This window comes from Tamlana crocina (assembly GCF_012037625.1).
Genome location: NZ_JAAVJS010000026.1, coordinates 1 through 24,727, shown reverse-complemented (window position 1 = coordinate 24,727; position 24,727 = coordinate 1). Strand labels below are relative to the sequence as shown.

The 24,727-nt window shown below is 36.0% G+C and carries 24 protein-coding genes and 3 pseudogenes; 6 read left to right on the top strand and 21 right to left on the bottom strand.

The features are described from left to right. Window positions 1–3: 3 nt before the first annotated feature. The 4 genes from acs to HC176_RS14485 form a co-directional block, all read right to left on the bottom strand. Window positions 4–1,932, bottom strand: coding sequence for an acetate--CoA ligase (gene acs / locus HC176_RS14500; RefSeq protein WP_342448706.1), 1,929 nt, complete (start codon window positions 1,930–1,932; stop codon window positions 4–6). Between the two features lie 94 nt (window positions 1,933–2,026). Further along, a complete protein-coding gene (locus tag HC176_RS14495; RefSeq protein ID WP_167919543.1) occupies window positions 2,027–3,724 on the bottom strand; it encodes a VC_2705 family sodium/solute symporter in 1,698 nt (565 codons plus the stop codon). Between the two features lie 22 nt (window positions 3,725–3,746). Beyond that, window positions 3,747–4,001: a DUF4212 domain-containing protein gene (locus HC176_RS14490; protein ID WP_167919508.1), complete on the bottom strand. Its 255-nt coding sequence runs from the start codon at window positions 3,999–4,001 to the stop codon at window positions 3,747–3,749. Window positions 4,002–4,236: 235 nt separating this feature from the next. Beyond that, window positions 4,237–5,595: an alanine/glycine:cation symporter family protein gene (locus tag HC176_RS14485; protein WP_167919506.1), complete on the bottom strand. Its 1,359-nt coding sequence runs from the start codon at window positions 5,593–5,595 to the stop codon at window positions 4,237–4,239. A gap of 89 nt (window positions 5,596–5,684) precedes the next feature. Here HC176_RS14485 and HC176_RS14480 point away from each other — a divergent pair, with 89 nt between their 5' ends. Together HC176_RS14480 and HC176_RS14475 are read left to right on the top strand one after the other, a co-directional pair. Then, a complete protein-coding gene (locus HC176_RS14480; protein WP_167919504.1) occupies window positions 5,685–6,785 on the top strand; it encodes a heparan-alpha-glucosaminide N-acetyltransferase domain-containing protein in 1,101 nt (366 codons plus the stop codon). A 66-nt stretch (window positions 6,786–6,851) separates the two neighbouring features. Further along, window positions 6,852–7,973, top strand: coding sequence for a formylglycine-generating enzyme family protein (locus tag HC176_RS14475; RefSeq protein WP_167919502.1), 1,122 nt, complete (start codon window positions 6,852–6,854; stop codon window positions 7,971–7,973). 29 nt (window positions 7,974–8,002) lie between these two features. Here the strand turns inward: HC176_RS14475 and tnpA are convergent. The 8 genes and pseudogenes from tnpA to HC176_RS20370 form a co-directional block, all read right to left on the bottom strand. Continuing rightward, window positions 8,003–8,453: pseudogene (tnpA, locus tag HC176_RS14470) on the bottom strand (IS200/IS605 family transposase). Between the two features lie 81 nt (window positions 8,454–8,534). Beyond that, the gene (locus HC176_RS14465; protein WP_167919500.1) at window positions 8,535–9,563 is read right to left on the bottom strand and encodes a helix-turn-helix domain-containing protein; all 1,029 of its coding nucleotides are present in this window, start codon (window positions 9,561–9,563) and stop codon (window positions 8,535–8,537) included. Window positions 9,564–9,760: 197 nt separating this feature from the next. Then, a complete protein-coding gene (locus HC176_RS14460) occupies window positions 9,761–9,919 on the bottom strand; it encodes a hypothetical protein (RefSeq protein WP_167919498.1) in 159 nt (52 codons plus the stop codon). Between the two features lie 189 nt (window positions 9,920–10,108). Beyond that, window positions 10,109–12,703, bottom strand: coding sequence for an ATP-binding protein (locus HC176_RS14455; RefSeq protein ID WP_167919496.1), 2,595 nt, complete (start codon window positions 12,701–12,703; stop codon window positions 10,109–10,111). A 7-nt stretch (window positions 12,704–12,710) separates the two neighbouring features. Continuing rightward, window positions 12,711–13,157 (bottom strand): response regulator, encoded by a 447-nt coding sequence (locus HC176_RS14450; protein WP_167919494.1) that lies wholly within the window; start codon window positions 13,155–13,157, stop codon window positions 12,711–12,713. 14 nt (window positions 13,158–13,171) lie between these two features. Then, the gene (locus tag HC176_RS14445; protein WP_167919492.1) at window positions 13,172–13,732 is read right to left on the bottom strand and encodes a helix-turn-helix domain-containing protein; all 561 of its coding nucleotides are present in this window, start codon (window positions 13,730–13,732) and stop codon (window positions 13,172–13,174) included. Window positions 13,733–13,828: 96 nt separating this feature from the next. Continuing rightward, window positions 13,829–14,437 (bottom strand): nitroreductase family protein, encoded by a 609-nt coding sequence (locus HC176_RS14440; protein ID WP_167919490.1) that lies wholly within the window; start codon window positions 14,435–14,437, stop codon window positions 13,829–13,831. 166 nt (window positions 14,438–14,603) lie between these two features. Next, window positions 14,604–14,726: a hypothetical protein gene (locus tag HC176_RS20370; protein WP_425338206.1), complete on the bottom strand. Its 123-nt coding sequence runs from the start codon at window positions 14,724–14,726 to the stop codon at window positions 14,604–14,606. A 69-nt stretch (window positions 14,727–14,795) separates the two neighbouring features. On the opposite strand from HC176_RS20370, the gene HC176_RS14430 reads away from it, so the two are divergent. The 3 genes and pseudogenes from HC176_RS14430 to HC176_RS20365 form a co-directional block, all read left to right on the top strand. Then, window positions 14,796–14,984: a transposase gene (locus HC176_RS14430; RefSeq protein WP_167919486.1), complete on the top strand. Its 189-nt coding sequence runs from the start codon at window positions 14,796–14,798 to the stop codon at window positions 14,982–14,984. A gap of 180 nt (window positions 14,985–15,164) precedes the next feature. Further along, window positions 15,165–15,803 (top strand): IS3 family transposase, encoded by a 639-nt coding sequence (locus tag HC176_RS14425; protein WP_167919484.1) that lies wholly within the window; start codon window positions 15,165–15,167, stop codon window positions 15,801–15,803. A gap of 60 nt (window positions 15,804–15,863) precedes the next feature. Beyond that, window positions 15,864–15,995 (top strand): annotated as a pseudogene (locus HC176_RS20365) (IS3 family transposase); the annotation flags it as partial. Window positions 15,996–16,000: 5 nt separating this feature from the next. On the opposite strand, the gene HC176_RS14415 reads toward HC176_RS20365, so the two are convergent. From HC176_RS14415 to HC176_RS14375, 9 genes are all read right to left on the bottom strand, one after another. After that, the gene (locus HC176_RS14415; protein ID WP_167919482.1) at window positions 16,001–17,116 is read right to left on the bottom strand and encodes a serine hydrolase domain-containing protein; all 1,116 of its coding nucleotides are present in this window, start codon (window positions 17,114–17,116) and stop codon (window positions 16,001–16,003) included. A 35-nt stretch (window positions 17,117–17,151) separates the two neighbouring features. Further along, window positions 17,152–17,796 carry a hypothetical protein gene (locus tag HC176_RS14410; protein ID WP_167919480.1) on the bottom strand — a complete coding sequence of 215 codons (645 nt, stop codon included), beginning with the start codon at window positions 17,794–17,796 and terminating at the stop codon, window positions 17,152–17,154. A gap of 203 nt (window positions 17,797–17,999) precedes the next feature. Continuing rightward, on the bottom strand, window positions 18,000–18,617 hold the full coding sequence (locus HC176_RS14405) for a CatB-related O-acetyltransferase (protein WP_167919478.1): 618 nt from the start codon (window positions 18,615–18,617) through the stop codon (window positions 18,000–18,002). After that, the gene (locus tag HC176_RS14400) at window positions 18,614–19,480 is read right to left on the bottom strand and encodes an SDR family oxidoreductase (RefSeq protein WP_167919476.1); all 867 of its coding nucleotides are present in this window, start codon (window positions 19,478–19,480) and stop codon (window positions 18,614–18,616) included. The genes HC176_RS14405 and HC176_RS14400 overlap by 4 nt, the downstream gene beginning before the upstream one ends. Before the next feature lie 9 nt (window positions 19,481–19,489). Beyond that, window positions 19,490–20,572 (bottom strand): serine hydrolase domain-containing protein, encoded by a 1,083-nt coding sequence (locus tag HC176_RS14395; protein WP_167919474.1) that lies wholly within the window; start codon window positions 20,570–20,572, stop codon window positions 19,490–19,492. A gap of 109 nt (window positions 20,573–20,681) precedes the next feature. After that, the gene (locus HC176_RS14390; RefSeq protein WP_245234908.1) at window positions 20,682–22,475 is read right to left on the bottom strand and encodes a helix-turn-helix domain-containing protein; all 1,794 of its coding nucleotides are present in this window, start codon (window positions 22,473–22,475) and stop codon (window positions 20,682–20,684) included. Between the two features lie 275 nt (window positions 22,476–22,750). Continuing rightward, window positions 22,751–23,728 (bottom strand): type II toxin-antitoxin system HipA family toxin, encoded by a 978-nt coding sequence (locus tag HC176_RS14385; RefSeq protein WP_342448705.1) that lies wholly within the window; start codon window positions 23,726–23,728, stop codon window positions 22,751–22,753. 6 nt (window positions 23,729–23,734) lie between these two features. After that, entirely contained in the window at window positions 23,735–24,058 is a 324-nt protein-coding gene (locus tag HC176_RS14380) for a HipA N-terminal domain-containing protein (RefSeq protein ID WP_167919470.1), read from the bottom strand. Window positions 24,059–24,061: 3 nt separating this feature from the next. Beyond that, window positions 24,062–24,322 carry a helix-turn-helix domain-containing protein gene (locus HC176_RS14375; protein ID WP_245234907.1) on the bottom strand — a complete coding sequence of 87 codons (261 nt, stop codon included), beginning with the start codon at window positions 24,320–24,322 and terminating at the stop codon, window positions 24,062–24,064. Window positions 24,323–24,547: 225 nt separating this feature from the next. On the opposite strand from HC176_RS14375, the pseudogene HC176_RS14370 reads away from it, so the two are divergent. Further along, window positions 24,548–24,727 (top strand): annotated as a pseudogene (locus tag HC176_RS14370) (transposase); the annotation flags it as partial.

Genomic DNA, 24,727 nt, shown 5'->3' with positions numbered 1-24,727 from the left:
AAATTACAACGCATTATCCATTATATCCTGTACTACTTCTGGATTTAGCAAGGTACTGGTATCGCCTAAATTACTGGTATCCTTGCTCGCAATCTTGCGTAAAATACGTCGCATAATTTTACCCGAACGCGTTTTTGGCAAGCCTTGGGTAAATTGGATTTTATCCAACTTCGCAATAGGTCCAATACGGTCTGATATCAACTGATTGATTTCCTTTCTTAAATTATCATGTTTTCTCGATTCCCCAGGATTGGTTAAGGTTATATATCCGTAAAGCGCACTTCCCTTAATATCGTGTGGAAAGCCTACAATGGCCGATTCGGCTACCGCCGGGTGCTCGTTAATGGCATCTTCAATAGGTGCTGTTCCTAAGTTATGTCCGGATACTATAATCACATCATCTACCCTACCTGTAATACGATAGTACCCCACCTCATCACGCATGGCACCATCTCCGGTGAAATATTTGTTTTCGTAAGCCGAAAAATAGGTTTCTTTATAACGCTCGTGGTTGCCCCAAATAGTTCGCGCAATAGACGGCCACGGAAATTTAATACACAAACGGCCTTCCACTTGATTGCCTTTTAGTTCTTCTCCACTTTCATCCAATAAAGCAGGTTGAATACCAATAAACGGCAAGGTTGCATAGGTGGGTTTTGTAGGCGTAACATAAGGAATTGGCGTAATCATAATCCCACCGGTTTCGGTTTGCCACCACGAATCTACAATCGGACTTTTGTTTTTCCCCACCACATCGTTATACCAGTGCCAAGCCTCTTCGTTAATGGGCTCTCCCACACTTCCTAATACTTTTAATGACGATAAATCGTATTTTTCAACCAACTCGACACCTTGTTTAGCCAGGGCTCGAATGGCGGTTGGAGCGGTGTAAAACTGATTTATTTTATGCTTTTCCACAATTTGCCAAAAGCGTCCGAAATCAGGGTAGCTCGGCACGCCCTCAAACATTACGGTAGTAGCACCATTAGCCAGTGGACCATAAACAATATAGCTGTGCCCAGTAATCCACCCAATATCTGCGGTACACCAATACACGTCGTTTTCCCTGTACTGGAACACATTTTTAAAGGTGTACGCCGTATACACCATAAAACCGGCTGTGGTGTGCACCATACCTTTGGGTTTTCCGGTAGAACCGGAAGTATAAAGAATGAAAAGTGGATCTTCAGCATGCATTACCTCAGCTTTACAATCGTCTGAAGCTTCATCCAAAAGCGGTTGCAGCCATTGGTCGCGACCTGCTTTCATTGAAATTTCTGAGTTAATGCGCTTGGTTACTAAAACGGTTTTTACCTCGGGGCAATCCTTCAAAGCCTCGTCTACTATCCCTTTAAGGTCTATAGTTTTGGCGCCACGGTAAGAACCATCGGCTGTAATCACCATTTTACAATCGGAATCATTGATTCGGGTGGCCAAAGCTGTAGATGAAAATCCGGCAAAAACCACTGAGTGAATGGCACCAATCCTGGCACAAGCCAGCACGGAAATAGCCAATTCCGGAATCATGGGCACATAAATGCAAACACGGTCACCTTTTTTGATTCCCTGCTGTTTCAATACATTGGCAAACTTATTTACACGTTTATGCAATTCACTATATGTAATTTGTTCTGATGCTTCCTCCGGATTGTTAGGTTCAAACAGAATAGCGGTTTTGTCTCCACGAGTTGCCAAATGCCTGTCGATGCAGTTTTCGGTAATATTCAGTTGAGCACCCTCAAACCATTTGATTTCGGGTTTGCTGAAATCCCAACTTAATACATTGTCCCATTTTTTGCGCCACATAAAGTGCTCTTCCGCGACTTCTTCCCAAAAATTTTCGGGCTCGCGTATTGATTTTCTATAAACTTGGTAATATTCTTCTAAGTGTTTAATGTGATAATTACTCATGAATTGTCTTTTATTTTGTATCGTTTAGCGTTCTCTAAATTAGAAATTAAAACGCGCTTTTCTTATTTTTCTACCAACAACTTGGCTGCATAGCTAAACTCAATTTTTCATTCCATTAATGGGTCGCTGCTCCCGCTCCACTGGGAATTCTTATGTTTTCAACAATATCCTGCACTTCTTCAGGTGGATTAGGTGTAAATTTCATAATAATTATAGATACTATAAAATTGAGTACCATAGCTACCGTACCAAAGCCTTCGGGCGAAATGCCAAACCACCATTCGCTCTTATCGGGTACCGCATCGTCAAACCATCCCAAACGGTATTTTATCATGTAAAACAACATGGTAGTTATGCCTACAACCATTCCTGCTATGGCTCCTTCCTTGTTCATTTTTTTATAGAAAATCCCGAGAATTATAGCCGGGAAGAACGAAGCGGCAGCCAGCCCAAACGCCAAAGCCACAGTGGCAGCAACAAACCCTGGTGGATTGATACCAAAATACCCAGCAACACAAACGGCAATCACAGCCGACAAACGTGCTGCGATTAATTCTCCTTTTTCTGAAATATTGGGATTAATCATTTTCTTAATCAAATCGTGCGACACGGAAGATGAAATAACCAACAGCAACCCTGCTGCAGTTGATAGAGCCGCAGCCAATGCTCCTGCAGCCACCAAAGCTATAATCCAATTAGGCAATTTGGCTATTTCAGGATTCGCCAAAACCATAATGTCGTTATCCACTACCAATTCATTTTTACTTTCATCGGCCAAATACTGAATGTTTCCATCGTTATTTTTATCTGTAAACGTAATAAGCCCCGTGGTTTCCCATTTTTTAAACCATTCTGGCATATTACTATACGGTTTGTTCGACACCGTTTCAATCATGTTTGTTCTAGCAAAAACCGAAACCGCTGGTGCTGTAGTGTATAAAATAGCTATGAGCAACAATGCCAATCCGGCTGATTTTCGGGCATCCTTAACTCGTTTTACTGTGAAAAACCGAACAATAACATGTGGTAAACCTGCAGTACCTACCATAAGCGCCAAGGTAATGGCAAATACATCGATTGTAGCTTTTGAGCCTTCGGTATATTCCGAAAAGCCGAGTTCGGTACTAAGTCCATCTAATTTATCCAATAAATAGGTGCCTGAACCATCGGCCAAAGTGCTACCGAAGCCTAACTGTGGGATAGGATTGCCCGTCATTTGAATAGAAATAAAAATAGCGGGTACCATAAACGCAAAAATAAGCACACAATACTGCGCTACTTGCGTATAAGTGATACCTTTCATTCCGCCGAGTACGGCATAAAAAAGAACGATAATCATCCCGATAATCACCCCGGTATTAATGTTCACTTCCAGAAAGCGTGAAAACACCAGCCCCACACCCCGCATTTGTCCTGCGACATAGGTGAACGACACCAGTAGTGCACAAATAACGCCCACCAATCGGGCAGTGTTGGAATAGTAACGGTCGCCAATAAAATCGGGAACGGTAAACTTTCCGAATTTACGTAGATACGGTGCCAATAATAGTGCTAGCAACACATAACCGCCTGTCCATCCCATTAAATACACGGCACCATCATAACCGGCAAAAGAGATGATTCCAGCCATAGAAATAAAGGATGCCGCACTCATCCAATCGGCGGCCGTAGCCATGCCATTTGCAAGCGGCGATACCCCACCACCAGCAACGTAAAAATCTTTTGTAGAACCTGCTCTAGACCAAATGGCGATGCCAATATATAGTGTAAATGTAACTCCAACGATGATGTAGGTCCAATTCTGCACATCGATACTTTCTGCCAAGGCTATAAAATTACTTATCGTACCCATACTTTTTATCTAATTGGTTCATAATTCTAACATAAACGAAAATGAGTATTACAAACACATAAATGGCGCCTTGTTGTGCAAACCAAAAGCCCAATTTGAAGCCTCCAAGTTTAATTTCGTTCAACGTGTCCTTTAATAAAATACCCGCACCAAACGATACGAGAAACCAAATAGTTAAAAGGATGTATAAATACCTAATGTTTTCTTTCCAATAGGCTTTTGCCTTGTTTTTTGTCATAGTTAGTTTAGTGTTTTAGTGGTTCTATTTGTGGTGTGCGAAGCTCCATAAGCCAAAAAATAAAGTGCTTCAGGGAAACAGCTTTCCGTATAACGGCAAACCAATCCTTAAAGACACTTCAACAAAATTTTAGTAAAATTTTTAATAACTTCAACAAAAAATCTTTCTTAAAATGCTAATATAATATTTAGATTGTTAAAATCAATTACAAGCCACCATTTAAAACTAAAATGGTTCAAACTGTATTTTTAAAATAAGTTTTGATCTGTACCGTCACTCTTGGAGCTAATTTTATAGTGGCCAACATTGTGGGAATGGCCATTAGCGCAAAAACGCCATCAATTAAATTGAGCATGGCACTAAACGGAGAAACTGCTGCAACAATAATGCTTAAAATATAAAAATAATTATAGTAGTGCTTTTTATCGGCTCCAATTAAAAACGACAAGCATTTCGTACCATAATACGAATACGAAAATAATGACGACACACTAAATACAAATACACAAACCATAAGTAAATAACTACCATAATTGGGCATAACGTAACTGAATGCCGCAGCCGTTAAGCTGACGCCATTATTAGAGGTGGTTTCCCAAACACCGGTTACTAAAATAGCCAATGCGGTTAAGGTGCAAACCACTAAAGTGTCGATTACCGGCCCGAGCATAGCAACTAAACCTTCGTGCACAGGTTCATTTGTTTTTGCTGCACCATGTGCCATGGGTGCCGTACCAATACCGGCCTCGTTTGAAAAAGCACCACGACGAATACCTAATAAAATTAAAGCCCCTAAAACACCTCCGAAAAAAGAATCGCCTTTATAAAATTCCGCTGAAAAGGCATCGGTAAAAATCATTATAATATACTTCGGAACCGAGTGGTAATTTGAAACCAAAACAAGGATAACCAACATAAAATATAGTAACACCATTGAAGGTACTAATTTTGAGGCCGCATTGCTAATTCGTTTTAAACCTCCCAAAATAATAACCGCAGTTACTGTAACCAGAACTGCAGCTAAAATCAGGTTAGACCTTAACCCGACTTCAACCCCATTTGGAATTAATACAATGTCATTTATCGCCTGAGTTAACTGATTTACATTTACCACCGGAAGCGCACCTACCATGCCAAAAACACTAAACATAACTGCCAAAGGTTTCCAAGATTGCCCCAACCCTTCCACGATAAAATACATCGGGCCGCCCTGAAGCTCGCCATTGCTATCCTTTCCTCGATACATGACGGCTAAAGTACAAGTGAAAAATTTTGTAGCCATTCCCACAATGGCACTCACCCACATCCAAAACATGGCTCCCGGACCTCCAACCGAAATAGCTACCGCCACACCGGCAATGTTACCCATGCCAATGGTAGATGCCAAAGCCGTGGAAAGTGCCTTAAAATGTGAAATCTCACCTGGGTTATTGGGGTCATCATATTTCCCTCGAAGCACATCGAAGGCAAGACCCAAATGCCGAAACGGCAAAAACCGCGATAAAACCAACAAGTATAAACCACCGCCAATCAACAAAATAACCAAGTGCAGCCCCCAAGCATAGTTGGCAAAAGCTTCGATGAGTTTTTCCATAAACTGTAAAATTTTATAAATATATCATTTTAGGGCTATACCATTTCAATTATTTCAGAGTATATTTAAGCATTCAAACCAACTTTGTATTGCAGACCAACCGTTTATATTTTATCGATGCCGTGCGGGCATTTGCTATCTTGATGATGCTTCAAGGGCATTTTATCGATACCTTGCTCGCTCCTATTTTTAGAGACAACGGAAATATAGCTTATAACGTTTGGTCATATTTTCGAGGCATTACCGCCCCCACGTTTTTCACTATTTCCGGACTTGTTTTTTCCTATTTACTTTTAAAGGCTTACCAAAAGGGCTGCGACAAGCCCAGGATAAAGAAAGGACTTTTTCGTGGCATGCTTCTTATTGGTATTGGTTATAGCTTGCGCATTAATGTTTTTAGTTGGCTTAGCGGCAAGTTTAACCCTTATTTTTTTGCAGTCGATGTACTGCAGTGCATTGGCTTGTCCCTTATTTTTTTGGTATTGCTTCATTTGGTTTTTAAGAAATATAGCTATGTGTTTTCGGTGGTGTTATTTTTAATAGGCTTTGTTTGTTTTTTGTCCGAGCCACTTTACAGAAACCTAACTTTAGAAAACACGCCTCTGTTTTTAGCTAACTATATGAGCAAAACCAACGGCTCGGTATTTACCATTTTGCCTTGGTTCGGGTATTCTGCCTTTGGGGCTTTTATCTCTACTGTGTTTTTTAGGCATGTGCACCGCTTCCGATTTAAAGCCGTAACCATTCTCACCTTTCTTTTGGCAGGGTATTTTTTAATAGGCCATTCGTCTTGGCTTTTAATGGAGTTTTATAGTGTTTTTGATATTGAACTCTTCAAGCTAAGTGCCAACTACAATTACCTGTTTACCCGACTGGGCAACGTGCTTATGCTATTCGGAGTTTTTTATGCTTTTGAGCGCTATTTAAAACACTCTATCGTTATGAAAATCGGGGAGAAAACACTTTCCATTTACGTTATTCATTTTATATTACTCTACGGAAGTTTTACGGGATATGGTATAAAACGGCTATTAAACAAATCCCTGTCTCCAACCGAAGCTATTGCAGGTGCCACTTTATTTATACTTGTTGTGTGTATCCTTTCGTTTAATTACGCAAAAACCAATACATTTGTTTATAATTTAGTTAGAAAGTTTTTTGACAAACTGAAACTTCAATGGAAAAGTTAAAATATCCACTCTCGCTAAATTTATGTTCTATAAACCATCATTAAAACATTAAAGAAATTAATTATAATGAAATCAAAATCCATTGCCTCCATATTTACCACGGTTCTTTTATCCGTTGCTTTCATTGGATGTAAAAATCAGGAAAACTCAAAAAAGGCAACTTCAACAAACAATACAGAAAAGGAAATTCCAATAGAGACTCCATCAACCTCTAAACGAGCAAGCACTCCCGAAGGCATGGTATGGGTTGAAAAGAAAACTTTTACCCAAGGCGCCAAGCCCGAAGACCAATTTGCCATGCCCCGTGAAAAACCAGCCCATCAAGTCACCGTTGATGGTTTTTTTATAGATATTACAGAAGTCACCAATAAGCAATTTAAAGAATTTGTTGACGATACTGGTTACAAAACCATTGCTGAGCGTCCTATTATTTGGGAAGAAATGAAAAAAGATTTACCCCCCGGAACACCAAAACCACACGATTCTGTATTGCAACCTGGTAGTTTAATCTTCAATAAGAATGTAGATAAGGTGGCGAACATGGGCGATTATAGCCAATGGTGGACATGGAAAGTTGGCGCCAACTGGCAACACCCAGAGGGTCCCGGCAGTAGTATTGAGGGCAAAGAAAATTTTCCTGTCGTTCACATTGCATATGAAGATGCCATGGCTTACTGCGAATGGGCCAACAGAAGACTGCCTACCGAAGCCGAATGGGAATCTGCTGCACAAGGTAACAGTGCTAACAACACCTTTACTTGGGGTAACGACCCTAGCCTATTAAACCAATATGCTAATACGTGGCAAGGGGTTTTTCCCATTAAAAACGAACCTAAAGATGGCTTTGAATTTATCGCACCAGTAAAATCATACCCGCCAAACAATATTGGAATTTATGATATGGCAGGGAATGTTTGGGAATTGACGAGCGATTTATTCAATGTAAACTATTATAAAGAGTTAGATACATCGAAACCAATTGTTAACCCAAAAGGCCCTGCAAAAAGTTATAGTCCCAATAACCCTTATCAAGTAGAACATGTTATTAAGGGTGGCTCATTTTTATGCCACGCCTCTTATTGTGCCAGTTTTAGAATTTCTGCCAAAATGGGAAACAGTATAGATTCTGGATCAGACCACATGGGTTTTAGAACTGTGGCAACGCCCGATATGCTTAAAAATGAATAACCCCACAGCAAGCTGACGAGGTATCTCAATTATTCAAACAGCCTCAATTGACTTGAATAAATCTGTTTATATTCTTTTTGTTTTCCTTGATTATTTAAATAGTTCTTTATCACTTATTCGTTAGCATATTGACACACCGTGTTTACATAATACCCTTTTGATTAAAACTGACCTCCCTATAATTGCTCTTTTACTTCTGGATGAACACGAAAGATTTCCCTTGCCAAGATACTCTCGACCGTTTGCACTATCTTTTTTTGGAAAATACACCGGGACACTCTGAACTAAAAAATGAACGTGGCTCTCATCTAAACCTGTCTCTATAAAATAGGTCTCATATCTGTTTTCTATCTCTGAGCACACTAAAACTATACTAGAATTAACACGGTCAGTCAAAATTGAACGTCTATATTTTATTGGACAAACTACATAATACAACACCAGACTTTTATTAGGTCGCTTATGGATATGTTCACACATAAATCCAACATACACTTTTCTGCTAAACCCCTCAGAAAGCTGACGAGGAATTCTTTAGATTAAATAGCAAACATTTGCTGATTAAGCTGATATAGGTAGCACTTTTTGGGCTTCTTTATATTCTCTCGGACTACAGTTAAAGCTTTCTTTGAAAATTTTTGAAAAATAGCTTCTACTTGAAAAACCAATACTATAAACAATCTCAGAGATGTTCATATCGGTATGTTTTAAATATTCTTCTGCTTTTTGAACCCGCACCCACTTGATGTGAGTAGAAACGGTACGGCCATGCATTAACTTAAAGCCCTCCTGAAGTTTTAAGGCGGTTATACCAAACTCTGAGCATAAGAATGATATAGATAATGGCCTGTCAAAGTTTTCTTCAATATACTCCGAAACTTGTTTAATGATTTTCATTTCGCTTGTGGTAAGTATACCAAGATGTCGATTTCGGTTTTTTTCGTCGTCGGCGTGCTGCTGTATTTCAAGAGCTAAAATTACATTAACCAATCCTTGAATTAAAAGGGTTCTTACTAATCCTTTTTGTCTAATGGCATGAATTTGTTGAATTTTTTCAGCTATCTTTAAATTTTGTGACCCCACATATACAAAGTTTTCCAACTTCTCATCTTTTATGAATGTGTTGTACAATTTTGATTTTAGACTAGTGCTTATAGATTTATTGGAAGAACGAGTTGCTTGTACAGTGATTAAAGTAATATTTAGTCTTTCGTTCTTTTTGAAGTAAAGAACGTTTTCCTCCTTTGGCTTACTCGAAATAATTCCCGTTTGAAAACTTTGTAATTCCGTTCTTTTACCATCAATGCCAGTACTGTGGGCTAAACTACCCTGAGAACAATATGCAAAATATATAGGATTTTTTCTTGGGGTGTTAATAGAAATAATAATGTCGTCATAAAATTTCAAATCAAATTCGATATAGGAAATACCGCCAGACAGCACTACACCTTGTATCGTTCCTTGCCCAAATTTATTTCTTATTTCTAAAATATACTCGTTGGACTCTTTTAGTATAGTCCCTCCAATATTGGTTTTAAGTTGCTCAAAAGTTTTGTCAATCGTGTCTGCATTTAAATATATCGTTTTCATAAGATTAAATTTTAAGGTTTTAGAATTTCGTGTTCATCGTTAATGCCGCTACTACGGTGAGGACAATTATATCAATCAATAAAAAGTAAATAGTCATATCTACTCCAAAAAGAAAGAAACCTGTACCCCAAGCAATAAAGCATAGTACTACTGTATAAGCTGCTATTCTTAACATGTGGGTGATTTTGGTTTGACATTTAATTTTCTATTGTATTGTTCTCTTTTCCTATTACTCTCCAAAACACATTCTTTAGAAAGTTGCTTCCCATAAAATATGTTCTCGGCCATGATTTTCCTACTCTAGCAAATTGTTGTGAGGGCTTTTTAAAAGTGCTGTTCATACTTGTTGTACTCATAGTTTAAAGGATTAATAGTTCGATTTATACGAATAGTGTAAAATTCGTTACAACGCAGCAATACTTCGTTATATAACTTTTGGATTGTGTTATATAACTTTAGGGTTTTGGAAGTAATTCGTTAAAAAAACTATAAAAGAAGAAGTGTTTTACGCCAAAAGAGTAAAAAATGTGACAAAAAAGCGCCTTTTAAACTGGTAAAAAGACTATAAACTGTGCACCCGAGCCAACGCTAGATTTTGCAATGATATGCCCATTATGGTTTTCCGCTATTTTTTTACAAATAGCCAAGCCAATACCATTACCCGTATATTCTGTTTTTTGATGTAACCGCTGGAAAACTTCAAATATTTTTTCGGCATGTTGGGAATCAAAACCAATACCGTTGTCACTAAACGTTATTTGATGATACAGTTTCTTTTCTTTGGACAAGCGGTTCGGTAAACTTGAAGAATCAACTAACTCATATCGTATTTCAATTTTTGGAGCCTCAGTAAGGTTTCTGTACTTTAAAGAATTGGAGATTAAATTGGTAAACAATTGTTCCATTTGGAAAGCTACTCCATTTAAAACTGGAAGTTTATCAGCTATCAATTCTACTCCTGTTTCTTTTATTACCGTAGCCAAATCTTCTTCAACGTTACTTAAAATTTCATCTAGATTTATGTTTTCAAAATCTGTTCTGCTGCTATCAATCCTAGAATAGGACAACAGGTTTTTAATTAGCGACTGCATACGCTGTACAGCATTGGTCACCTTTTTAAAATAGGACTTGCCCTTATCGGAAAGTGCCTCTATTTCCCGGTCTTCTATTCGAGATATAAACAGTTGAATTTTACGCAAGGGCTCCTGTAGGTCATGACTGGCTACTCTATTAAAAGCTTCGAGTTCTGCATTACTTTGCTTTAATTTTAAATTGCTGTTCAATAAATTTTCTTCAGCTATGATAGTGTCTGTAACATCTTGAACAACCCCCACCATAACCATTTTTCCATTTTTGTTTACAAACTGCCCATTGGTTTTAAAATACTTTAAGCCTCCTTGTTTTGTTATAATACGGAAGGTATGTTCCAAGGAGCTAAATTGAGTTATGGATTTTAGGTTTCGTCTATCATAAACTTCAATATCCTCTGGGTGTACATATTCCCTGAACTCTGATAAAGGTGTTTTTTTGTTCTCTGAAATGCCTCCTAACATTCTATAGAAATTTTCAGAGGGCTCCAAATCATCGGTTTCTGGGTTCCAGATAAAACTGCCTATTTTAGCTAAATTTTCGGCGTCTGATAAAATAGAATTTTGAATAACAAGTTCTTCGTTAAGATGAGTCAGTCGATCGGACGTTTTTTTCTCTTCGGTTATCTCTCTTAATGTTAGCGTAACTCCATCTCCAAGTTTTATGGCCGTAGCCCTAAACCACTGCTCACGGTTGTTTTGATAATATGGTACTTGATAATGCTGTGTGGTGCCTTCTTCAACCACATTAACGAAGTGCTCAAGTACAACTGGGTTAAAAATATCGGGGCATACCTCTGAAACTTTTTTGTTTTTAATTTTCTCAGGAATATCGCCTGTAATGGGAGTTACGTTTTCATTGACAAATGATATCTTGAAATCATTTATTTTTCCTTCATTGTTTCTTACACTTTTGAGATGTATAACCACATGCGATATACTTTTAAGTATATTGCTTAAAAAAGCACGGTTGTTTAATAGCTCTAAATTATGCTTTTCTAGTCGTTTTTTAAATAGTAACTGCGCTTCCTTTGCATTTTCTTCGGCTGTTGTGTTTCTCGCTGTAACCAATATTCCCCCCTCTAATGGGGTTACCAAAGAATGAAACCACATTTTTTCATTTTGTATCATCAATGGCCTATCGAACACAACGGTCTTTCTCTCCTTATAACACCTTATCATTTCAACCATATCCCCATTTTCAACAAGAACAGGAAAAACTTCAGAAACCTTTTTACCTATAATCTCATCTGGTTCTAAATCAAAATAATCACGATTGCACTCATTGGCAAATACAATCTTATAATCTACCAATTCATTGGCATTATTAAATATTGGCTCATAATAGTTAATAACATTATCGGTAGTAGAAAGAATATTTTTTAATAATGCTTCAGACCGTTTAAACCTTAATTTATTTCTGTAAATTCTTAAAAACGAAATAAAAGATATAAGTAGCGCAAAAAAGGCTAGAATAAGGGAAGTAAGCGGAGCCAGGAATTTATGGGATGCATATTCTGATTTCCTCTTATGCATCAGTCGTTCTTCTTCCTTGAGTATTTGGTTTTCTATAACACGAATATTGAAAAGTGTTTTAGAAATTTTTTCTTTTTGTAATTCTCTTGCCTCAAAAAACTCTTGGTCGCTCTCTAAATTCAGTGTATCCAACACATAGAGCTGTCCACTTAATTTGTTCAACAAGCTTCCCAGCGGTTTTAGTTTGGCTTGTTGCATTGGGTTATCAACCGTCAGCTTTTTTAAGCTATCTATTAATTGCTTGCCTTCCTGCGAATACTTCTTTAAAATTTCGCTTTCAGTAGGCTTTTTTAAAAGCTGTTGTTTAAACTCTTCAGAATCGGCCTGAATAGCGTGTCGAGAAAGATTGCCCAGTACATTATAAACATGTACGGTATGGGTTATCATTTCTGCAGATTCTTGTAGCTTAATAGTTTGTTTATAAGCCATACTCGCCATTACTAAAAGCAGGACGAAGGCCGAAATCAATAAAATTATATATGTTTTGGTAGAAGTATAAACACGTTTAAAGTCCATAACTTGTTTAAATTCTGAATAAAAAAGTCTCTTTGTTTAAGTTAGAAGTATGGTACTGCCAGTTAAGTTTCAACACCTTTTCAATAGATTCCTTAAGTTTTATATAACTTGGGGGCTTATTAATATAAATATTCGCTCCATTTAAAAAGGTTTCCTCTACATCAATATCAGAAGAGGAGGTTGAGTATATAGCAACGCATAGATGGCTTAACCTTTCGTTGCTTCTAATTTCCTTTAAACATTGCATACCACATTTTATGGGCATGTTAAGGTCTAAAAATATAAGATTTGGAAGTACAACGTTAGGCAGGTTAAGGTAATCCATAAGTTCTTTACCGTGACTGAACAACGAAAGCTTTGTGCGAATATCGATTTCTTCTATGGCCTCACTAAATAACATTCTGTCATCTTCATCGTCATCTGCCAAGACAATATTCAAGAGGGATTTATTCATTTATTTACGGTCTGTTAACCAACTTTAAGTTCGTATTTTTTTTTATTTATCATGATATGCTGGAAAGTGGTTGGGGTTAAACCGGTAACTTTTTTAAACTGACCAGATAAATGGGCCACACTACTATAATTTAATTGAAATGCTATTTCTGTTAAAGTTAAGTCTGTATTGCAAAGATACTCTTTTACTATATCAACTTTTCTAAGAATGGCATAATTTTCAATAGATGTATAAGTGCTTTCTGAAAAAACCGTAGATAAATGGGTGTAAGAATAGTTTAAATTTTCGGATAAATACGTAGACAGCTTTGAGGCACTTTTAGAATTATCCCTTAACATTTTATCGATGCTGCTCTTTATGCGCTCAACTAAATTTGATTTTTGGTTTGTTATTATTTCTATACCGTATTTTTTAAAGGCATCTTCAAGGAATTCTTGTTTGTGCTCAGGTAACTCTTCGCTAATTTCAACCTCATTAATACTGTTAATGGTGTAGGAGATATCCAAAGCGTTGAGGTGCTCTTTTAAAAATGCTGTACACAGCTTATCGAAATCGTATTTTACAAAGAGAGTCATTGTATTTTAGTTTTTTGGGGACGAAAAATAGTAAACTTTAAAGGTACTATTATATTCCCGCCAAAACTAATTTTTTAATACTATAAATTTAAAGTATTAACCGACCCACGATTCCTTGTAAGCAAATGTTTTAACCGGATTTCTTTCCCGTTGTGCAATCTCTTCCTCTTGCAAATCAGGAGGTAAATCATTTAAAGCACCTCCATAATATCCCATGGCTATTGCTGTAGTGATATGAAAATTATTGGGCACCTTAAAAACCCGATGGGCTTTTTTCCAATCGACCCCTGCCATGTGATGCAGGCCAATTCCTAAATACTGAGCCTGTAATGTTACATTCCCTAAACAAAGCCCTAAATCATGTAAGGCATGAAAATTTTCTTTACCGTCTTTGGTGTTTTTCTGGTACGCGGTTAACATTAAAAGCGGTGCATTGTTGGCCCATGTTTTATTGAAATCACTCAAACAGTCATAAATCAACTGATAAGCTTTCGTACCCTTTTCTGCAAAAACAAAACGCCATGGTTGTAGGTTATTTGAACTTGCTGACCACCGGCCCGCTTCAAAAATCTGGTCTAAGTCAGACTCATCAATGCGTCTTTTTTTAAAAATTCGTGGGCTATAGCGCTGTTTTAGCAATGCAAATATTTCACTATCTGTATCGGCAATATTCTCCATTCTTATTTGTTCTACTTCATTTTCCATAACCTGAGCTTATATTTTTTTGCTATTACTAAGATATAAAAGCGCTTAACTTAATTTTGCCTCAATTAACCTGATTATTGATTCAAAAACACTCATTCGCATTATAAACAAGTGAATTTTAGCTTTTTTTTACAAATCATGACAGCATATTCTCGATGTCGTATGCCTATCTAGGATAAACAAAAACCATTTCCTTTAACGATTTTACCGTTAATTGCTGATGTATTGATAGGGCAAATAAATTGATTGATTCCGCAGCATTGGGCCACAAAATATGCGCACCTACTATTTGGAGTTGCTACCTTTACTCGGACATAAAATTTAAGACCGTTTGTTACAAAACAAATATCTTAGAAACATGAAAAAACGATATTACAGTCCTGAATTAAAGGAGCAAGCAGTTCTGTTAAGTTACCAACGCGAGAATATAAAAGAATTAGCAGACGAGTTGGGTTTAGAAGTCCAAAGGATTTATAAATGGCGTAAGGCAGCCAAAACAACGACATCCACCAAGCCAGAAAAACCAATACCTGATGATGCCTTGTAGCTTATAAGACAGCGTAAAGCCCTTAAAGAAAAGCAACCTGAACTTGAAATACCTGTACTGAGCGCAGCCGAAGTATTAAAAAAGGCCCCCGAAAACCGTATTTTCTCCTCTTAATATCAAATCTCAAAGAGCGATGGGAAATCTATGGATTTATAGCCAGCTATAAACATTTATATCAGATTGAGACGATTTAAGGTAAGCAGTAGCAGTTTCTATAGATGGTACACGGGCGGCCCATCAAAACGGGCACTGGAGCATGGCCTGTTTACAGATTTGATAAAAAAGGAATTTGACCTGAGCCAACAACGTTATGGCTCCACAAGGATAGCGGAGCAACTAAAGCGCAAAGGCCATTGTATATCCAGATGCAGAGTAGCGAAAATCATGAGGGCGAACAATTGGGTGAGCAAACACAAAAGGAAGTTTAAGGCCACCACAGATTCCAACCACAGTTATCCGGTTTGCAGAAATTTACTCGACAGAAACTTTAACCCCGGTAGGTTGAATGAAGCTTGGGTCAGCGATATTACGTACATCCAGACCAATCAAGGCTGGTTGTACCTGGCCACTATTATCGATTTGTTTGAAAGACAGGTAATAGGTTGGTCATTGAGCACAAGCTTGCATACCAGTCAAACTATCATCCCTGCATGGAAAATAGCCATAAGCAAACGCAATATAAACATCGATTTAATATTCCACTCAGATCGGAGGGTACAATACGCCTCAAAAACATTTAGAACTTTTATTAAATCTAACCCGTTGGTATCCCAATCTATGAGCAGAACTGCGAAGCACATCACCAATACCCTAATTTAAAATAGGATTTGATGAGTAAAGGGAAATTGTTGGGATAATTCAGTTGCTGAATCCTTCTTCAAAATATTAAAGGTTGAACTTGTCTATAATCTTGATTTTAAAACTATAGAACAGGCCAAGACGGCCGTTTTTGAGCACTTAGAAATATGGTACAATAGGAAACATAAATACTTTTTTTATTTAATAACTTGACAATACTACTTGCCTTCTATGATTTTAAGTACGTCATAAACTAATGGGATTGTAATTTTTGAAGCCTCTAATTGATTTAGAGTACCTGCTATATAAGTATCTAGTTCTGGGCAATACCAAAAAAAGGATGAGGTACTACCTGTATGACCAATAAGTGTTAATTTTTTGTTTTCATCTTTATAAGATACTTTTCTAATTCCAAAACCGTATTCCATTCCTACTGATTCATCAATCCAATTTTGCATTTCTAAACGCGTATTCTTTTTTACAACCTTATCTGCATTGAAAGCTTCTAAAAAAGTTATAAGGTCTTTGGTTGTGGAAACCAATCCACCACCACCCCAATCTGCACTTAAACTTTTAATTGACGATAGTTCTATGTCACCAACATAAAACTTAGCTATGGGAAATTGATTTTTTATAGCTGAAGATTTTAAATTAATATAAGAATCATTCATAGCTAAAGGTTGAAAAATATGTTTTTTTAAAAACGCATTAAATGATAGACCACTTACGTTTTCAATTATCAACGCCAAAAGCACATACTCAGTATCAGTATAATGATAACCTTGACCAGGAATGAAATGAGGTTTCATTTTTTTCTTAATAAACTCAATCATTTCGTAAGGTGTCCAAAACTTATCAGTATCTACCAATAATTGATTGATAATATTCGCACTACCGTCAATGGTTTTATCGGTAAAATAATCGGGTAAACCCGAAGTATGCTGTAATAAATGACCAATTGTAATTTCTTTAGTATAGTCCTTACCATTAAAAAGGTGCAATTTGTTCATCAAAGGTTCTGGTAAAAATTGACTAATCTTATCGTCAAAATCTAATTGTCTCATATCCTTTAGAATCCCAGTTGAAGTAGCCGTTAACATTTTGGTAATACTCGCTGTGTAAAACGGATGATCTAAAGAAATAGAATCTTCTTTACTTTCAACTAATTGAATATCGATATTTCGAGATTCAGAATATACGTGTAGTAAACCGCTTTTTATATTATCCTTTTCTAATTCGGTTTTAAAGCGTTGTTTAATTGTTGTTTCTGTTGTTTGCTGAGCAATAGCTGATAATCCAACTAAAAATATTAAAGCTAGAAATAGATGTTTCATAATATTAGTGATTTGTTGAATAATGGTTTTGTAAGTTAAAATTTTATACCGATATAAAGGTTGGGTTCAAACAGAAAATAAGAATCCCATTTATTGTCGAGTTGCTTAAATGATTCTGGCGTATTGGTGTCAAAATGCCAAACATTACAATGAAATTGTGGTTCTACAAAAAACTGTTTCTTTTTACCAAAAGCAAAATGATAACCAATATGATACGAATTGTAGAGCTTAAATCCGTTAGCTATTTTTTTGTCATTAAGATCTAAATAGGTTTTGTATAACGGTAAAACTTCAACCGAAGCAAATAATCCTTTCCAAAGCATACGTTGATAGGATATACCAATACCTGTTTCGCGTAAATAACCGGGATAAAATTCAGTTTCAGAATCTATTTTATCTGTAAGTCCATCCCACCATTGAATGCCCATAGGTTGAAACAAGCGCCAAGTGGCAAATTTAACACCAATGATGTTTTTGGCGTCAAGCTCACGTTTAACGTGTAATTCAATGTGTTGTGTGTTGGTTCTTGCGCCACCTTTTCCAATATTACCTAGAATAATTGCAGGAAAACTTACTCTGTATTTTAAATCAGTGTTATTGTGTTTTTCTTGTTTTGAAATCTGTTGAGCAAAACTGTGAATTGTGAATAGTGTTAAGCAAATAATTATTAATTTTTTCATTGTGATTGATGTTTAAATTGTTCGTTTTTTGATTGATTATTTGATGTGACAAAGATGAGACAGAAGTGAATGTCAATCGTCCTGAATTATGATTTCAAACCTTTTTGAAATTCAGTACTTAATATTCAATTTGAAGTATTTTGAATAAAAAAAGGCTTAACACAATTAGTGCTAAACCTTTAATTAATTTTTAGAGTATTATTTTAAAATAGCGCTTCAGGATGCGACGTGAGTTTATCTACATGTTTAGTAATTTTCTCAATCTCCCAATCCCACCATTTAAGTTCTAATAGTTTTGAAATGGTAACTTCAGAAAAACGTTTTTTAATCGGTTTTGCAGGATTACCGCCAACAATAGTATAGGGTTCTACATCTTTTGTAATTACTGCTTTTGTGGCTATAATGGCACCATCACCAATGGTTACACCAGGCATAATGGTAGCATCGTGACCAATCCACACATCATTACCAATTACGGTATTCCCTTTGGTTGGATAGCTTTTACCATCCATAGCATGTTGCCACGCACCACCAAAAATGGCAAACGGATAGGCTGATGTGGCTTCGGTTAAGTGATTGCCACCATTCATAATAAAGGAAGCACCAGACGCAATCATGCAAAACTTACCAATGATGAGTTTATCGCCAATAAAATCGAAATGATATTTGACGTTTTTTTCAAAGTTAGAAACATCTTCAAAATCGTCATAATAGGTGTAGTCACCAACCTCAATATTAGGATTGTTAATGTAGTTTTTCAAAAAACATAACTTATCGTAATTGGCTAATGGAAAAACGGTATTTGAATCTGGTATGTTCATATCTCTAGTGTATTAGCTTCTTCTCTAAAATAGTCTTTTAAATGATACTCGCCATAAGTTGGTGCGATATTATCATCTGCCATTAAGGTTAAGAAAAATTCAATCGGTCCATAGGTTTTTACACTTGTAAATGTTCTTAAAGTCCAAATAGTGAATCGTCTTAAGCAATCTGGTAAATGCGTTATTTTTATGGGCTTGTTTAATGAAGTCAGTGCGAGTTTACTAATATCATTTAAGCTTAATATATCAGGACCTCCAACGGTTAATTCGTTATTGTAATCTTCTAAGTTATTGACAATAGCTTTTGCTAAATCTTCACCATGAATTGGATTAAATTTTTGATTTCCTGATCCGAAAAGATACACACGACCTGATTTTGCCATTTGCAAAAAGTCTTTCATATCAGAGAAAAAACCGTTTGGTCTAATAATGGTATAATTTAATCCTGATGCTTTTAAAGCGTTAACAAACTTTTCCTTGGCTTCAAAAATCTTCAAATGTCGATGTTTATCACCATTGATAGCAGAGACGTAAACAAAGTGATTTACACCAGACTTTTTAGCTTCTTCAAGTAAATTCATATTTGCTTGATAATCGACATCCATATAGGTTAAACCATCCTTTTGTCTCGTTATACCAACAGTTGAAATTACCGTATCTATTCCTTTACAGATGTCTCTTAAGGTTTCGGGTTTGGTAACTTCGGCTTGTTTAATTTCTAGATAATTTTCATTAGGATTATCTATCTGATTTGACTTACGGACAATAGCAACCACCTGGTTTTGTTTTTCTATTAAAACCTTTAATAAATGTCTACCAAGATAACCAGTAGCACCTGCCAATAAAATGTTGGTATGTTGCATGGTTGTATTTTATTGGTTAAACTCGTTTGTTAATAGTTGTTCAATAATAGTATTACGTTCTGTGCCAGTATCATCTTGCTTATTGCTCAATAGTACAATTGTAGCATCGTATTCTGGTATAAAACCAATCATACTCCAGTAACCATTAATATCGCCACCATGCCAGTAAAGTGTCGTATTACCTTCTTGTGTTGTAAACCAACCTAAACCAAAGTCTACATAGCCACTTGGTACATCTTGAGCGAATATATCATTTTTTTCGGCAGTTGTAAACCAGTTTGTTTTTACAGCATTTGTCCAAGTTTCCATGTCTTTTGGTGTACTACTAAAATCGCCAGCGCCAAACGCTAAATTAATCGGGTAAACACTGTTTGCATTACCATTGTTGTAACCTTCGGCATGTGTATTTGGGTTGATATCGTCAATTCCTTTGAAGGTGTTATTCATTTCCAAAGGGTTAAAGATATTTTGTTGAATATAATCATGATAAGGCATCTGAGTTAATTCCTGAACCAACAAAGCCGCAATAAGGTAGTTAGAGTTACTGTATTGCTTTCCAGCACCAGGTGTAAAGTTGAGTCCGTTTTCTGTAATTAGTTCAAAAATAACTTCATAGATGTCTTCTTCATCTAGAATTTCACCTTGTGCTGCAGCGTCTTCAACGACAAATTGATAATCTGGAATACCTGATTGGTGCGATAACAGTTGTGCAATACTAATTTGATTTCCGTTTGGAAACTCAGAATCAAATTCGTTTAACGTTTGGTTGTAATTAGAAATATAACCATCGCGTTTTAGCTGAACAATAGCTGCTGCAGTAAGTGTTTTAGATACTGAACCAATGCGGTAAGCTAATTCGTATTCCTGAGGAAGTCCTGTGTTTTCATTGGCTAAGCCAAAACCTTGACGTACCAAATCATTTCCATTTTTTGTGATAATGGCATACCCTTGAAAGTTAATGTCGTTTAATAAATTTTCAGCGGTTGTGTAATCAATGGAAGGTGTGTTGTTGTCATCATCTGTTGAACATGAAGTAAAAAGGATGACCATGCTAATGGCTAAAGCGACTAATAATTTGTGTAATGTTAACATAACTATTTGTTTTTAATTGATTATTTGATACTGCAAAATTGAAGTACAAACAGTTATGAGTCGTGCTAAATTATAATTTAGAACGTTCGGAATATATAAAAAGAAAGGTTTATTTAGAATGCTGTTGCACCCATTTACTGGGTGTAATACCTTCTGTTTTTTTGAAAAAAGTATTAAATACACTTTTTGAATTAAAGCCGCTATCGTAAGCCAACCCAAGAATGGTGATGTGCTTAAATTCTGGCTTTAGCGCAATGGATTTAAAATAGTCTAAACGATAAGTATTGATAAAATCGTTAAAGTTTTTCTTGAAACTCGCATTGAGTAACCACGATAAATGATTTGGGTGAATATTTATTTTATCTGCTAATGTGCGTAATGATAATGTAGTGTCCAGAAAACACGCTTCGTTTTTCATTAAGTCTAAAATAGCGGTTTTACAGTGTGCTATTTGGTCTTTAGAAAGTAGTTGTTTTTCAGTATTCTCGGTTTGTGGTTTACTTTCGTTGGATAAAGCGAAAATGATGTCTAGCTGTTGTTTGAAACGTTCAAGGTTGTGTAAAGGCTCTAATAAGGGGTCAACTTTAACCAAAGTCATTAAAGGCTCTTTATGAGTGATACCTTCGTCAATTAAATCTAAAGCCTTGTCATATTGCTTCAAAAGCGTGTAAATATAAATCAAGAAAAAGCGTACACGTTCACGACTATCTGTATTGAGCAAAGGTTCTAGCAATTCTAAATTCGCTTCAACATTTGCAGTATCTTGCATTACAGCGTAAGCCAAGGTGGTCATAATTAATTGCTCTGTTTTAGAGCCATTCATTTCTGGAATACTATTAGCAACTTCAATAATGCGTTTTGGTTGTTTTTGATAGGCTAATGCCAAGGCATAAATGCCATAACCAACAATAAACTTGTTATTAATTTCAAAACACCTTTTAAAATGCCTTTCAATAGCTGCCTTATTTTTATTAATATAGGCATTGTAGCCCATAAAATAGTTGTTTAAATCGTTAAGTGGATCTAATGTGTATGCAGTATTTATATGGGTGTTTGCTTCTTCTAGGTTTCCTTCTAAAATTAAGGTTATAAAGAGTTTTTGATGTGCATCAGAATAACCAGGTTTTAATTCTAAGGCTTTTTTAAGGTGGCAAGCAGCCGCTTTAAAATCCCATTTTTTATTAAGGGCATCCCAACCTAAAGAATGATGAACTTCAGGTAAATCTACTTTTAGTTTATGTGCTGTTTCAAGGTAGTAACCACCAATTTCAAAAGCTTCTTTTACAGGCATTAAACCAGCAGCAGCAAATATATTGTATGCATAATGAATATGAACATGTGCCAATGCAAATGTTGGATACTGTTCAATAACGTTTTTTAATATTGTAATCCCTTTTAAAGCATCATCCTTATTAAACCGCGAAATGAGTTTTTTAGCTTTTAGGTAATCGTGATAGGCTGTTGAGGAAATATTATGATGTGTAACAAGAGAATCATCAACATTAAAATGCCCGAAGTTTTCTCTTATTTTATCAGCAATCAAAAGACTGATTTCATCTTGAAGTTTGAAAATATCGTCAAGCTCGCGATCAAAGTTTTTGGACCAATAATGCGTACCATCTGCAGTATCAATTAATTGTGCAGAAATACGAACACGATTATTGGCTTTTCGTACACTGCCTTCTAGTATGGTAGAAACATTGAGTTCTTTTCCAACCTTTCTAACATCAACTTGTTTTCCTTTAAAGGCAAAGGATGAGGTTCTTGCAATAACTTTTAATGCCTTTATATTAGATAAGGCATTAATAATTTCTTCCGTTATACCATCACTAAAATATTCATTGTCAATATCGTTACTCATATTAACAAAAGGGAGCACTGCTATGGATTTATTATTGATCATGTAATTAAAATCAACTAGATCAGTCTTTTTAAAATTGTCATAATGGTACTTTTTCTCAATTGGGTATCATACCTAAGGCGTTAGAATCTACATTAGGGTACTTTATAAATAAATCATTTAAACGTGTTGTAAATTGGTTGTTGGGTTGAATGGTTATAATAGATATTTTATTTTTTTGGAAATTGTTGACCGATTTGTTGACCGAATAAGATATATTTTCGATTTTCGTCCGATTACAAAGTTAAAATAATTTAATTAACACATTTTCTATGGAATCAATCTCTTAATAACTTTTTTAACCTTGTTTGATAAGCTTGCTTATAATTTCTCTTTATTTTATTACTTAAATATGAAGCATCAATTAACTCCGACACTTTTTTTTCTTGGCTTGTAATATTATCATAGACCTTTTGAACCTGCTTAACCGAAATACCTGATAATTCTCCCAATTTAAAAAATTGTTCCTTTATTCTTCCCGAAGTCAAATTTCGAGGCAAAAGGCCATCTTCTAGAGCAAAATCTTTATCGTCTATATGAATTCTGCTATTCAACAAATCGTAAGCCGGGCTTAATTTAAAATCTCCCATAGCGGTTTCAATCAATGAGAAATTTTTAAAATGAGCATCACCGTTGCTCATTAAATAATTAAATAGGATAAGCCTAAATAGTTTAATGGCTTCAATTTGATATGCAGGAACATGAGCTTTCAATAATTGAAACAGTTCCAAATAATTCCCTAAGTATTTATAGTTTTCAGAATGCGTTTGAGGTGTTCTTCGTGCCAATGTAGCAAAATCCTCCTGGGCTAATTTCTCTCCATTGTTTTGTACGTCAAAACGCTTGGTTAAATAGACAGGTTCGCCGTTTTTAAAAAACATTAAGGCATTTTCTGCTGTTTCAATTCCAAATACTTGGGATGCAATTTGCATCGTTAAATGTTCATTGGCCGGCATTTGGTCAGGATGCTTACCTACACCAGGTATTGGTTTTAAAATATAAGTCCCTTGCTCATTATCCTGAGTTAAACGTATTTTATTCTTATCCAGTAAAACGGAAAACTTTTCTTGAACACCAGATATTGCCATTTGCAGCTGATTACCACTGAATAATTCTGCATCAATATTGCTGGCTGGTGAATTATATGGGATAATAGGACTAACCTTTCTCCCATTGAAAACGTGCCTTAAAGTTATATTACTATACTCTGAATATCCCGCTTTTAAAGTTCCAGGGCAATATTTTATTTCCGGCATACTCATTTAACTTGTTCTTTTAACTTTTATAGCTCCTATGGTATCATTATTAGCAACTGAAAGCAGCAAACCAAAATAGTCGCTTGGGTCAATTCTAAGGTTAAAACCTACAACTTGTTTATTCTTTCCTTCAGGAAGCATATTATAAAAGAAAGGGAATAGAAATTCTGATTGATACTCCTGCTTGCTCTTGGGCAACGTTAAGCTAATAGCCGGTTTATCTGAATTTAAAAACCAAGCATCTTCATACCTAAAAGTAAAACTTCCATCATCTAATTGGGTTATAGTTCCCGCTAACTCATTTTTATAAAAAACATCGCCCTTCCTCATCTATTATTCCGCTTTTGATTTAACTTGCAATGTAAGCTCCAGCCCTAAAGCATCGGCAAGCTTAATCAACGTTTCTGCCGTAGGGTTGCCTTTTCCACTCTCAAAAGCCTTTAACGTACGAAGCCCTACCCCAGAAATGTCTGCTAACATTTCTTGAGTTACTTGAAGAGTCTCTCTTCTTTTTTTAATTATCTCTATCAACTTTACAAAGTGCATTATAAGGCTCTTTTTATTGCAAAAATAAGTATAAATTTTAATTTTCATCAAAAAAGTGCGTTATAACACACTTTTAACAAACATAAAACGGCACATCTTTATTGAAAATCAATTTTTGTCTCTTATTTTCCTTACAGTTCTTGATTTTATTTGACGCGAGTACTTTAGTTGTCAAACGGTTGACAAGAAAATTTCGATTCCGCTATGGGTCGATTTACAGAGGCACAGAGATAACACCAGAAGAAAATGGAATTGCTACATTAGACTGGATAAAAAGCAGTGGAATTGAGTTATGCCAAAGATAATGTGAGGCAGGTCTGCAAAGGCCTAGACATCTACCCCTCCGTTCTTTACCGCTGGCGCAGCGAGCTAAAGGATTACGGAAAGAACAGTTTTCCTGGTCGAGGCAAACCAAAAATGACCGATGAAGAAAAAGAGATAGCCCATTTAAGG